Source organism: Tardiphaga sp. 172_B4_N1_3 (genome assembly GCF_052076035.1).
Classification (GTDB): Bacteria; Pseudomonadota; Alphaproteobacteria; order Rhizobiales; family Xanthobacteraceae; genus Tardiphaga; species Tardiphaga robiniae.
On the sequence record NZ_CP197238.1, the window covers coordinates 784,158 to 796,941 of the forward strand.

A 12,784-nucleotide genomic window follows, 5' to 3' on the forward strand; every position below is an offset into this window, starting at 1 on the left:
CGTCATGACAGCAAACAGCACCACCCATCCGGAAGTAGGCCAATTCGCCATGGCGCGCGCGCAATGGCGGTGGCCCGAAGTCGTGTTCTGGCTGCTCGCTGCCGGCTGCATCCTGCTGTTCCCGAACCGCTACCTGATCCTCACCGAGATCGCCTGGCTCGCGCTGTTTGCGCTGTCGCTGGATTTGATCCTCGGCTATGCCGGCATCGTCTCGCTTGGCCATGCGGCCTTCTTCGGCTTCGGCGGCTATGCAGCGGGACTCCTCGCATTGCATGGCATCGTCACCGAACCGGTGATTGCATTGGTAGTTGCTGGTCTTGCCGCGATGGCGCTTGGCTTCGTGACGAGCTTCCTCGTCATGCGCGGGTCAGATCTGACGCGGCTGATGGTGACGCTCGGTATTGCGCTGTTACTGCGCGAACTCGCCAATCGCTTTTCAAATATCACCGGTGGCTCCGATGGCCTTCAAGGCATCGAGATGGCGCCGATCCTCGGCCAGTTCTCGTTCGATATCTTCGGCAAGGTCGGCTTCATCTATTGTCTCTGTGTGCTTTTCGTCCTGTTCCTGCTGGCGCGACGCATCGTGCATTCGCCGTTCGGCCTGTCGCTGCGAGCGATCCGCAACAATCCGCTGCGCGCCTCGGCGATTGGCATTCCCGTCAATCGCCGGCTGATCGCGATCTACACCATCGCCGCCTTCTATGCGGGCGTTGCCGGTGCACTCTCGACGCAGACGACGGCGCTGGCCTCGCTCGATGGTTTCGCCTTCGATCGCTCCGCCGACCTGATGCTGGTGCTAATCATTGGCGGCACCGGTTATCTCTATGGCGGCTTGATCGGTGCGGTGATCTTCAAACTGCTGCAGGAGCTGTTCTCGACACTGACGCCGCAATACTGGCAGTTCTGGATCGGCGCCGTGCTGGTGGTCATCGTGCTGATCGGCCGCGACCGCATGCATCGCTGGGCGATGTTCCTGCCGCGCCTGATCGCAAGCAAGTTCAGCCGCGCCAAGACGCCGGTCGTTGCGCCGGAAGGTGAGGCGCCATGACCATCGCGCTGGAAACCGTCAATCTCGAAAAATCCTTCGGTGGGCTCCGGGTCACGCGCGATCTGTCGCTCAAGATCGAGGCCGGTGCGCGCCACGCGCTGATCGGCCCGAACGGTGCCGGCAAGACAACCGTGATCAATCTTCTGACCGGCGTGCTCAAGCCCAATTCCGGCCGCATCCTGCTGGAGGGCAACGACATCACCGGTCTGCCGGTGCACAAACGTGTCTTGCGCGGGCTGTCGCGAACCTTCCAGATCAATCAGCTCTATCCCGACATGACACCGCTGGAGACGGTCGGTCTCGCTGCGTCCGAACATCTCGGCCATGGCAGCGACTGGTGGCGTCGCATGGGCACCCGCAGTGACGTCAATGACGCGATCGCGGAAAACCTCGCGCGCTTTCATCTGCTCGACGTCATGAATGAACCGACGGCGACATTGCCCTATGGCAAGCAGCGCCTTCTCGAAATCGCCGTCGCCATTGCCACCAAGCCGCGCGTGCTGCTGCTCGACGAGCCGGCTGCAGGCGTGCCGGAAAGCGAGCGCCACGATATTCTCTCGGCCGTCGCCAGCCTGCCGCGCGACGTCACCGTGTTGCTGATCGAGCACGACATGGATCTGGTATTCTCCTTTGCCGATCGCATCTCTGTGCTGGTCGCGGGCGCCATGCTGGTGGAAGGCCCGCCGGACGAAGTGGCGCGCGATCCGCGCGTCAAGGCCGTGTATCTGGGCGAGGGCGCCGATGTCTGACCTTCTCGACATCAATGACCTGCGCGCGGGCTATGGCGAAGCCGTGGTCATTCCCAAGATGACGCTGCAACTCGGCGAAAGCCAGGTGCTGGCACTGCTCGGACGCAATGGCACCGGCAAGACCACGCTGATCAATTCCATCGTCGGCGTCACCCGCCGCTTCAGCGGCACGCTGAAGCTTGGCGGGAAGGACATCACGTCGCTGCGGCCGGACCAGCGCGCCCGCGCCGGCATCGGCTGGGTGCCGCAGGAGCGCAATATCTTCCGCTCGCTCACCGTGGAAGAAAACATGACCGCCGTGGCGCAGCCTGGGCCATGGGACGTCAAGAAGATTTACAAGATGTTTCCGCGGCTCGAAGAGCGCAAGAACAATTTCGGCAATCAGCTGTCTGGCGGTGAACAGCAGATGCTGGCGATTGGCCGTGCGCTGACGCTCAATCCGCAGGTGCTGCTGCTGGACGAACCGACCGAAGGCCTTGCACCGATCATCGTCGATGAGTTGCTGGCAGCGCTGGGCAAGATCACACGCGCCGGCGGCATCTGTTCCATCATCGTGGAACAGAATGCCCAAAAAATACTGGGGCTCGCCGATCGTGTCGTGATACTGGAACGCGGCACCATCGTGCATGATGCAACGAGTGCAGCGTTGAAATCCGATCCCGCCGTGCTGGAGCATTTCCTCGGCGTCGCCGGCGCGGCCGGCAGCAAGAACAAACACACGGCCGGCACACCCGGCTGATCTGCAAACCGAGCATTCTGGAGTAACGACTATGCAGAGAACCAAAGCCCCGTTCCGTGCCGACGAAGTCGGCAGCCTGTTGCGGCCCGCATCGATCAAGGAAGCGCGCGCCAAGCTGGAGAAGGGCGAGATTTCGGCCGACGACCTGCGCAAGGTCGAAGACATCGAGATCGAGAAGGTTGTGCATCGCCAGGCCTCGACCGGCCTCAAGCTTGCCACCGACGGCGAGTTCCGTCGTTCGTGGTGGCACTTCGACTTCCTCGCCAAGCTGACCGGCTGCGAGCTCTATCATCCCGACACCGGCATCCAGTTCACCGGCGTCGAGACCCGTCATGACTCGGTGCGCGTGATCGGCAAGGTGGATTTCCCCGACGATCATCCGATGCTGGCGCACTTCAAGTTCCTGAAGAAGCATTGCGACACGGCGGGCGTCACCGCGAAAATGACCATTCCGTCGCCGGCTGTTCTGCATTTCCGCGGCGGTCGCAAGGCGATCTCGAAGGAGGTCTATCCGGATATCGAAGTGTTCTTCGAGGATCTGGCCAAGACCTATCGCAAGGCGGTGAAGGCGTTCTATGACGCCGGCTGCCGCTACCTGCAGTTCGACGACACGGTCTGGGCCTATCTCTGCTCGGAAGACGAGCTGAACAAGGTCCGTGCGCGCGGCGAGGATGCCGACAATCTGCAGCAGATCTATTCGCGCATCATCAATTACGCGATCGCCGAGCGTCCTGCGGATATGGTGATCACCACGCATGTCTGCCGCGGCAACTTCCGCTCCACCTGGATTTCGTCGGGCGGCTACGAGCCAGTGGCTGAAACGCTGCTCGCTGGTACCAATTACGACGGCTACTTCCTCGAATACGATTCGGACCGTGCCGGCGGCTTCGAACCGCTGCGCTTCCTGCCGAAGGGCAACAAGGTTGTCGTGGTCGGTGTCATCACCTCGAAGTTCGGTGAGCTCGAGAAGAAGGAAGACATCAAGGCGCGCTTGCAAGAGGCTTCGAAGTTCGCGCCGCTCGAGCAGCTGGCCGTGTCGCCGCAATGCGGTTTCGCATCGACCGAGGAAGGCAATATCCTCAGCGAGGAAGAGCAGTGGGCCAAGCTCAAGCTCGCGGTCGATGTCGCGAACGAGTTGTGGGGCAAGTAAGCCCGCTGTCGCCTGACCGGCGGCTCGCCAACAAAAATGCCCGGCTTTTGCCGGGCATTTGCATTTAGTCTCCTGACGATGAGCTCTCAGGACTTGCCGCGGCCCACGCTTTCATAAGTGAAGCCGGCCTTCTCCATCTCCTCGGGACGGTAGATGTTGCGCAGATCCACGATGACCGGCTGCTTCATCTTCTGCTTCACTTGCGCGAGGTCGAGTGCGCGGAACTGTTCCCATTCGGTCACAATCACCAGCGCGTCGGCGCCAGTCGCGCATGCATAGGCATCGTCGCAATAGGTGATATCCGGCAGTTCGTGCCTGGCCTGTTCCATGCCGACGGGATCGTAGGCCTGCACGGTCGCGCCGAGATCCTGAAGCGCGGTGATCAAGGGGATCGACGGCGCCTCGCGCATGTCGTCGGTATTGGGCTTGAACGTCAGTCCGAGCACGCCGACGGTCTTGCCGCGCAGATTGCCGCCTAGCGCGGCAGACACCTTGCGGGCCATGGCGCGCTTGCGGTTATCGTTGACGGTGAGCACGGCCTCGACGATCCGCAACGGCGCGTCGTAGTCCTGACCGGTCTTGACCAGTGCGCGGGTATCCTTCGGAAAACACGAGCCGCCGAAGCCGGGGCCTGCATGCAGGAACTTCGCGCCGATGCGGTTATCGAGACCGATGCCACGCGCGACGTCCTGGACATCCGCGCCGGTCCGCTCCGCCAGATCAGCGATTTCATTGATGAAGGTGATCTTGGTCGCGAGGAACGCGTTGGCGGCGTATTTGATCAGCTCGGCGGTGCGCCGACCCGTATACATGATGGGCGCCTGATTGAGATAAAGCGGGCGATAGATCTCCGAGATCACTGTGCGCGCGCGCTCGTCGTCGGTGCCGACAACGATCCGGTCGGGATGCTTGAAGTCGCGGATCGCGGCGCCCTCGCGCAGGAATTCCGGGTTTGACGCCACGGCGACGTCGGCGTCGGGATTGGTTTCCTTGATGATGCGTTCCACATCGTCGCCGGTGCCGACCGGCACGGTCGACTTGGTGATCACCACCGTAAAATCGCGCAGGTTGGCGGCGATCTCGCGCGCGGCGGCATGCACGTAGCTGAGATCGGCGTGGCCATCGCCGCGGCGGGACGGGGTGCCGACCGCGATGAACACGGCATCCGCCGTCTTCACGGCTTCACTGAGGTCGAGACTGAAGCCGAGCCGGCCGCTTTTCACATTGCTGGCCACCAGCGCGTCCAGGCCGGGCTCGAAGATCGGGATCTCGCCACGGAGCAGGGCGTCGATCTTGCTGCTGTCCTTGTCCACGCAGATCACGTTATGGCCGAAATCGGCGAAGCAGGCGCCGGACACAAGGCCGACGTAACCGGTGCCGATCATCGCAATGCGCATGGAGAAAGCCCGTTTTGAGTGATCGAGAGGCGAGAATTTGAACTTGGCACATCCTAGCAGAAGCGCGCGACTTTCACACGACGGCAGGCCGATCGAAGGGGGCATTTCATCTGTGGGCAGACTGTGCTAAAGAGTGGGCCAAGCATAATTCTGCCCACTTCCGGTCACATCCCCGCACATGAAGAACGATCAGATCCTCGGAATCATCTCGGATTTCTGCCGACAGGCGGAGATGGCGGAGTCGACCTTCGGTCGCCGGGCCGTCAACGACGGCAAGCTGGTGAATCGCCTGCGTGAGGGAAAGCGCATCACCATCGACACGCTGGAGCGGATTCAGGCCTTCATTGCCCAATCGATGCCGGAGGGCGTGCCGCCGCCACGCGGGCTTGAGCCGCCAATCGAACGTCGCGATCCGCGCAGCAATTTCCGCTTCTTCGAGAACCGGCAGAAATACCTGCTGTTTGTCCATACCTGCTCGGAAAAGCGGGTCATTGCCGATCGCGTCGGCCTCGAATTGGCAAGCATCCATCCGCGCCCGCCAGCGCTGCGGGTGTTCGATGCGGGCGTTGGCGACGGCACGGTGCTGGCGCGGGTGATGCGCTCCATGCACGGCCGTTTTCCGCATATGCCATTCTACATCGCGGGCAAGGAGCTCAGCCTGGAGGATGTGCGACTGACTCTCGACAAGGTGCCGGATCGGCTGTTCGAACATCCAGCCACGGTCTTCGTGCTGACCAACATGCACTATGCCGAGGCGCCCACACTGACCCCAGCATCGCCGGCCGCCGCAGCCGCCATGATCTGGCACGAAGTTCCGCTGCGGGGGGCTTCGTCCGGCGAATTCGCCGACCAGATCGCCGGACTTGGAGCTTTTCTTGAGGACAACTGGCGGGCCAGCATCAACCCCCGATCAGGCATGCCGACCTATGAACGGCCCGTGGCGCTGGTGGTTTATCGCGAGGATCACCGGTTCCTGCTGGATTCTATTATCCCCCGCGCAGGGCGCACGGAGGCCAATTTTGACCTGATTATCGCCTCCCAGCCCTATCGGGCGAAGTCTTCGGTACAATTTCGGGCCAAACGGATCATGGCGCCGCTGGCACGGGCCCTGCGGGCAGGTGGGCGACTGATCGGTATCCACTCGCATGGGCAGGACCCCGGTATGGAGATCGTCCAAGCCGTCTGGCCCAAAGAAAACCCTTTCGCCGTGAGCCGTCATGAGCTATTGCGCGCAGTGAAATACGAGCTGGGCTCAGCCGGCCGCGATCTGAACTTCAATGCCTATTCCGACCAGCGGTCGATCTTTCGCTACGCCATGGAGGCGCTGCCGAACGAGGTGACCGGATCGATCGGAACTTCGACGGCTTTTGCAGCGTGGAACGCGGCGGTTTACGTGGCTCAAATCGAGGATGACCGTTTGACGGAAGTGACGGAGAGCGGCCGTTACCTGGATGCCACCCGAGAAGTTTTGCGCAAGCACAACGGTCTCTGGTTCTACGACGAATCCTACGTCATCTCGCGGCGTCGCGACTGACATTTCTGGAACAATGTGACAAAGGCTGCCGGGCTCCGGCGCAACCTAGAGGACCAGTTGATGCGCGCGTCTTATCTCTTCACCAGTGAATCGGTTTCCGAAGGCCATCCCGACAAGGTCTGCGACCGTATCTCCGACGAGATCGTCGATCTGTTCTTCCGCGAAGGCCCGAAGGCGGGCATTGATCCTTGGGATATTCGCGCTGCCTGCGAAACCCTCGCCACCACCAACAAGGTTGTGATCGCCGGCGAGACCCGCGGTCCATCCACCGTCACCAACGACCACATCGAAGCCGTCGTTCGCGCCGCCATCAAGGACATCGGCTACGAGCAGGACGGTTTCCACTGGAAGACCGCCGACGTCGAGATTCTGCTGCATCCGCAGTCGGCCGATATCGCACAGGGCGTCGATGCCAAGCAGCCGACCAATGCCGAAGAAGGCGCTGGCGACCAGGGCATCATGTTCGGTTACGCTACCAACGAAACGCCCGAGCTGATGCCGGCACCGATCTTCTACGCGCACAAGATTCTGCGCCTGATCTCGGAAGCCCGTCATGCCGGTACCGAAAAGGTGCTCGGTCCGGACTCCAAGAGCCAGGTCACCGTACAGTACGAAAACGGCAAGCCGGTCGGCGTGCGCGAAATCGTCGTCTCGCATCAGCATCTCGTTGAGGACATGACCTCGAACCAGGTGCGCGAACGCGTCGAGCCCTACGTCCGCAAGGCGCTGCCGGATGGCTGGATCAGCGACAAGACGATCTGGCACATCAACCCAACCGGCAAGTTCTTCATCGGCGGTCCCGATGGCGACGCAGGTCTCACCGGCCGCAAGATCATCGTCGACACCTACGGCGGCGCAGCCCCGCATGGTGGCGGTGCATTCTCGGGCAAGGACTCCACCAAGGTGGACCGTTCGGCTGCTTACGCTGCGCGCTACGTCGCCAAGAACATCGTTGCCGCTGGTCTGGCCGACAAGGCGACGTTGCAGCTCGCTTACGCCATCGGCGTGGCGCGCCCGCTGTCGATCTATGTCGATACCCACGGCACCGGCAAAGTCGCTGACGATGCCATCGAGAAGGCCGTTGCTGCCGCGATGGATCTGACGCCGCGCGGCATCCGCAAGCATCTCGACCTCAACAAACCAATCTATGCCCGTACGTCGGCCTACGGTCATTTCGGTCGCACGCCGGATGCCGACGGCGGCTTCTCCTGGGAGAAGACCGATCTCGTCGACGCGCTGAAGCGCAACGTCTGATCTTACTTTCCCTCTCCCCCGGCGAAGCTTTGCGCAGCGGGAGAGAGTGCCTTCGCGAAGCGAAGGCGGGAGAGGGACTACGACCAGCCCCCTCTCCGAACCGAATGTCGTGACCGTCTGTGCAGCCCTCTCCCGCGAGGGGAGAGGGCGCAATTATGAGCGTCCGCGAGAACCTCTCGCACTATAGGAACAAGGATTCAAATATGACCGCCCCCAACGGTTTCACCGACTACATCGTCAAAGACATCAACCTCGCCGCCTTCGGCCGCAAGGAGCTCTCGATCGCCGAGACCGAGATGCCAGGCCTGATGGCGACCCGCGAGGAATATGGCCCGAAGCAGGTGCTGAAGGGCGCCCGCATCGCCGGCTCGCTGCACATGACCATTCAGACCGGCGTACTGATCGAGACGCTGAAGGCACTCGGCGCCGACATCCGCTGGGTCTCGTGCAACATCTATTCGACCCAGGATCACGCCGCGGCCGCGATCGCCGCTGCCGGCATTCCGGTGTTCGCCATCAAGGGTGAAACTCTGACCGAATACTGGGACTACACCGCAAAACTGTTCGACTGGCACGGCGGTGGTCACCCCAACATGATCCTCGATGACGGCGGCGACGCCACCATGTATGTCCATCTCGGCCTCAAGGCAGAGAACGGCGACACGGCGTTCCTGGACAAGCCCGCTTCGGAAGAAGAGGAGGTTTTCTTCGCGCTGCTCAAGAAGCAGCTCAAGGAAAAGCCGAAGGGCTACTTCAAGGCGATTGCCGAGAGCATCAAGGGCGTCTCGGAAGAAACCACAACGGGCGTGCATCGCCTGTACGACATGCAGAAGGCTGGCACGCTGCTGTGGCCCGCGATCAACGTCAATGACTCGGTCACCAAGTCGAAGTTCGACAACCTCTATGGCTGCCGTGAATCGCTGGTCGACGGCATCCGCCGCGGCACCGACGTGATGATGTCGGGCAAGGTTGCCATGGTCGCCGGCTTCGGCGACGTGGGCAAGGGCTCGGCCGCTTCGCTGCGCCAGGCGGGTTGCCGCGTGATGGTCTCCGAAGTCGATCCGATCTGCGCGCTGCAGGCGGCGATGGAAGGCTATCAGGTCGTCACGATGGAAGATGCTGCGCCCCAGGCCGACATCTTCGTCACCGCGACCGGCAACAAGGACATCATCACCATCGAGCACATGCGCGCGATGAAGGATCGTGCCATCGTCTGCAACATCGGTCACTTCGATAACGAGATCCAGATCGCGTCGTTGAAGAACCTGAAGTGGGACAACATCAAGCCGCAGGTCGACGAGATCACGTTCCCTGACGGTCACCGCATCATCATGCTGTCGGAAGGCCGCCTTGTGAACCTCGGCAATGCCATGGGTCACCCGTCCTTCGTCATGTCGGCATCCTTCACCAACCAGACGCTGGCGCAGATCGAACTCTACGCCAATAACAAGGATGGCAAGTACAAGAAGGAAGTCTACGTGCTTCCGAAGTCGCTCGACGAGAAGGTCGCCATGCTGCATCTCGCCAAGATCGGCGTGAACCTAACCAAGCTGCGCAAGGACCAGGCCGACTATATCGGCGTGAAGCAGGAAGGCCCGTTCAAGTCGGACCACTACCGCTACTGAGTTCGGCGTGACGAACTGAATAAGAAAAGCCCCGGAGCGATCCGGGGCTTTTTGTTGATGTTCGATACAAGCTTGGGCCCTCATCCTGAGGAGCGGTCGTCTTGGACCGCGTCTCGAAGGATGGAGACAAACGCATCATAGACGCGTGCGAAGAGCGCGCTCCTCACAATGAGGACGGAGTTATCTTGCACCGGATGTCGCCGCGCTCATCCGGCTACGCACTTCCTTCGTTTGCAGGTTCCGACAGTCAGTAGTTCGCTGCGATCGCTGGTGATTTATAGAAGCTGTAGCCAAAGCCGGCCTTCAGGGTCCAGTTGGACGTCCGGCTATCTGGTTCCAGCGAGCCGTCGAGTGCCACGGCCGACGCGCCATATCGAAAGCTCAGAAAGTCGACGCCGGCGTTGGCATGCCATTCTCGCGTGATGGCGTAGTCCGCCGAGAGCCCAGCCATGTAGACGGCCGAACTGCCGAGGTCATAGGTCAACGGATCGATCAGCGCGCCACCGTTGAACGAAGTCGCCATTTTCGGGGCGAGTGTCGTCCCGACCAAACCGGAGGCAGACAGAACTATCCGATCGGTCGCAGCCCACTGAACCAGCAAGCCTCCGCCGACATAGCCGTGCTCGTAAAGTTCGCTATATCCGAATGGTCCAGATCTGTTGCTAAGGTCGCGGTCCCAGCTGCGATAGCCTGCTCCGAGATAGGGGGTGATCATCCAATTGGCTGCGACGTCGAATCCCTTTCCGAGCCGAATGTCCAAAGTCCTGATATCGGCGCCGCTGCGATCCGCGATCACGGGACCGCCCGATGCCCCGTACTCGGTCCGTCCTTGGATCCATGTAAACGCGCCCATGACGTAGATGTTTGTCACATCGCCCATCGGCCCCATGGCAGACAGCCCAAGTTGAAGACCGGGTAGCCAGCCATGTTCACTGCTAAATCGCGGAATTGTCGGCGTGGTCTCGTAATAGTCAACGCGATGTCCCACGATCCCCAAGCCGACCTGCGTATTGGCGATCAGGATCGGATTGATCCACACGCTGGCATACAGAGGGGTCTTGACCAGCATATCGGCGGCGGAAGCATTGCCGCCGATCGCCATCAGTACTGCACAGCACAAGGCACATTTCAACTTGGAGCCCATCGGGCGCCTCCTTGACTACACAATGCCTAAAAACTTAAGGTTGAATATAATTGTAGTACACGTTCTTCGCTTTGGCAACACGACAGCCGTAGCCCGCCTGAGTTGTAGCCAGCATGAGCCAAACGATATGCGGGGCTGTCGAGATCTCTGAAACGCCGACCCCGGATGTCGCTTCGCTGATCCGACTGCGAGCTCGCTATTAGCACTAACCCATCAACCGTCATTGTGCCGCGGCATTCCAGTTCTTCGTTTCCACAAACGAAAGAAGACTGGATTGCATCGTCGCAGGGGCTCCTCGCAATGACGGCTGAGGAGACCCGGTTTCACCTCAGCCCAACATCTCCCGCACCATCGGAATGACCTTTGTTCCGTATAGCTCGATACACGTCATCAGCTTCTCATGCGGCAATGGTCCGGCGCCGTATTTCAGATCGAAGCGCGAAAAGCCGAGAGCCTTCGCGGTTTTCGCGATCTTCTTCGCCACGGTCTCTGGCGATCCCACATAGAGCGATCCGTGTTCGGCTTCCTGATCAAATTCGCGGCGCTGCATCGGCGGCCAGCCGCGCTCTTTGCCGATGCGGTCGCGCATCTGCCGGTAGTCGGGCCACAGTTCCTCACGCGCCTGCTCGTCGCTGGCGGCTACATAGCCTGGCGAATGCACGCCGATCGGCTTCACCGGTCGATCAATCTGCGCATAGGCGCGGTGATAGAGATCGACATAGGGTTTGAACCGCTCGGGCTCGCCGCCGATGATCGCCAGCATCAGGGGCATGTCATAGCGCACCGCGCGAACGACTGACTCAGGACTGCCGCCAACACCGATCCATGTTGTCAGATTGCCGGTTTCGATCGGCGGATAGACACGCTGATTGGTGAGGGGCGGGCGGGTCGTGCCGCTCCAGGTCACTTCCGGCTCAGACGCGAGCGCTGCGAACAGATCCAGCTTGTCCTCGAACAGCGTCTCGTACTGGTCGAGCTTGAAGCCGAACAGCGGGAAGGATTCTGTGAACGAGCCGCGGCCGAGGATGACTTCGGCCCGGCCGTTGGAGACAGCATCCACGGTGGCAAAGCGCTGAAGACGCGGATCGGATCGTCGGAGCTCAGCACGGTCACGGCGGAACCGAGGCGAATGCGCTTGGTGCGTGCGGCGATGGCCGCGAGCACGACTTCGGGCGCGGATACGGCGAAGTCGGCGCGGTGATGCTCGCCGACACCGAAGAAATCGACACCAAGCTGGTCGGCCAGCGCCGCTTCATCGATGACGTTACGGATCACCTGTGCGTGCGACAGCATCTCGCCGTCCGCACCGCGTGTGACATCGCCAAATGTATCGAGACCGAGTTCGAGAGGCATGAGCCGTTTCCCTGACGAGCGCTGAAACGAAAAAGGCCGCGCGTGACGCGCGGCCTTTCGCAGTAAAGGCGTGCGTGACTTACTTGGGTTTGGTGATTTCGAACTTCAAGGTGCCGATGCCGTCGACGCCGCATTCGACCTTGTCGCCCGGCTGAAGCGCCGCCACGCCGGCAGGGGTGCCGGTCAGGATGACGTCGCCGGCGCCGAGTTCGACCTGCAGCGAGAGCTTGGAAATGATCTCGGCGATGTTCCAGATCATCTCGGATAGGTCGCCCTTCTGGCGTTCGGTACCGTTCACCGAGAGCCAGATCTTACCCTTGGAGGGATGGCCGACCTTCGAAGCGGGCACCAGCGCGCCGGTGGGCGCTGACATGTCGAACGACTTTCCGATTTCCCAGGGCTGCTCTTTCTTGCGCGAGATGGTCTGGAGGTCGCGGCGGGTGAGATCGACGCTGACGCCATAGCCCCAGACGTGATCGAGCGCCTTTTCCGGCGAGATGTTGAGGCCGCCGCTCTTCAGCGCGACGACGAGCTCGACCTCGTGCTGCATGTCCTTGGTCAGCGTCGGATAAGGGATCTCGCTGCCATCCGGCACGATCATGTCGGCGTGCTTGGCAAAGAAGAAGGGAGGGTTACGCTCGTCATTGCCGAGTTCGCGGATGTGCTCGAGATAGTTGCGGCCCACGCACCAGACACGGCGCACCGGGAATGTCGAAGTCTCGCCCTGAACGGCGATGGCGGCCTGTGGCGGAGGGGCGATAACGAACGATGCGGTCATGGACGGCTCTCGG

10 protein-coding genes and 1 pseudogene are annotated in these 12,784 nt (G+C 61.3%); 7 read left to right on the forward strand and 4 right to left on the reverse strand.

Annotated elements, in window-relative coordinates; translation table 11 throughout:
- The first annotated feature begins 4 nt into the window (after positions 1-4).
- The 4 genes from AB7783_RS03500 to AB7783_RS03515 are packed head-to-tail and all read left to right on the forward strand — an operon-like array spanning position 5 to position 3,686.
- A complete protein-coding gene (locus tag AB7783_RS03500; protein WP_441276847.1) occupies positions 5-1,048 on the forward strand; it encodes a branched-chain amino acid ABC transporter permease in 1,044 nt (347 codons plus the stop codon).
- A complete protein-coding gene (locus AB7783_RS03505) occupies positions 1,045-1,797 on the forward strand; it encodes an ABC transporter ATP-binding protein (protein ID WP_089268231.1) in 753 nt (250 codons plus the stop codon). The genes AB7783_RS03500 and AB7783_RS03505 overlap by 4 nt, the downstream gene beginning before the upstream one ends.
- Positions 1,790-2,536 carry an ABC transporter ATP-binding protein gene (locus tag AB7783_RS03510; protein WP_441276848.1) on the forward strand — a complete coding sequence of 249 codons (747 nt, stop codon included), beginning with the start codon at positions 1,790-1,792 and terminating at the stop codon, positions 2,534-2,536. Before AB7783_RS03505 ends, AB7783_RS03510 begins: the two co-directional genes overlap by 8 nt.
- A 31-nt stretch (positions 2,537-2,567) precedes the next feature.
- On the forward strand, positions 2,568-3,686 hold the full coding sequence (locus AB7783_RS03515) for a cobalamin-independent methionine synthase II family protein (RefSeq protein ID WP_116660575.1): 1,119 nt from the start codon (positions 2,568-2,570) through the stop codon (positions 3,684-3,686).
- A gap of 86 nt (positions 3,687-3,772) precedes the next feature.
- On the opposite strand, the gene AB7783_RS03520 is transcribed toward AB7783_RS03515, so the two are convergent.
- A complete protein-coding gene (locus tag AB7783_RS03520) occupies positions 3,773-5,083 on the reverse strand; it encodes a UDP-glucose dehydrogenase family protein (protein ID WP_441276849.1) in 1,311 nt (436 codons plus the stop codon).
- Between the two features lie 178 nt (positions 5,084-5,261).
- Here AB7783_RS03520 and AB7783_RS03525 point away from each other — a divergent pair, with 178 nt between their 5' ends.
- The 3 genes from AB7783_RS03525 to ahcY all read left to right on the forward strand — a co-directional run bounded on the left by AB7783_RS03525 (position 5,262) and on the right by ahcY (position 9,496).
- Positions 5,262-6,617 carry a hypothetical protein gene (locus tag AB7783_RS03525; RefSeq protein ID WP_089268228.1) on the forward strand — a complete coding sequence of 452 codons (1,356 nt, stop codon included), beginning with the start codon at positions 5,262-5,264 and terminating at the stop codon, positions 6,615-6,617.
- Positions 6,618-6,677: 60 nt separating this feature from the next.
- The gene (metK, locus tag AB7783_RS03530) at positions 6,678-7,871 is read left to right on the forward strand and encodes a methionine adenosyltransferase (protein ID WP_089268239.1); all 1,194 of its coding nucleotides are present in this window, start codon (positions 6,678-6,680) and stop codon (positions 7,869-7,871) included.
- Positions 7,872-8,074: 203 nt separating this feature from the next.
- Positions 8,075-9,496 carry an adenosylhomocysteinase gene (gene ahcY, locus AB7783_RS03535; protein WP_320443641.1) on the forward strand — a complete coding sequence of 474 codons (1,422 nt, stop codon included), beginning with the start codon at positions 8,075-8,077 and terminating at the stop codon, positions 9,494-9,496.
- A 247-nt stretch (positions 9,497-9,743) separates the two neighbouring features.
- Here ahcY and AB7783_RS03540 read toward each other — a convergent pair whose 3' ends face one another.
- From AB7783_RS03540 to AB7783_RS03550, 3 genes and pseudogenes are all read right to left on the reverse strand, one after another.
- Positions 9,744-10,598 (reverse strand): hypothetical protein, encoded by an 855-nt coding sequence (locus AB7783_RS03540; protein WP_441276850.1) that lies wholly within the window; start codon positions 10,596-10,598, stop codon positions 9,744-9,746.
- Between the two features lie 370 nt (positions 10,599-10,968).
- Positions 10,969-11,993 (reverse strand): annotated as a pseudogene (locus AB7783_RS03545) (LLM class flavin-dependent oxidoreductase).
- 79 nt (positions 11,994-12,072) lie between these two features.
- Complete coding sequence (locus AB7783_RS03550) at positions 12,073-12,771, reverse strand: fumarylacetoacetate hydrolase family protein (RefSeq protein ID WP_441276851.1); 699 nt, start codon at positions 12,769-12,771, stop codon at positions 12,073-12,075.
- Positions 12,772-12,784: the final 13 nt, after the last annotated feature.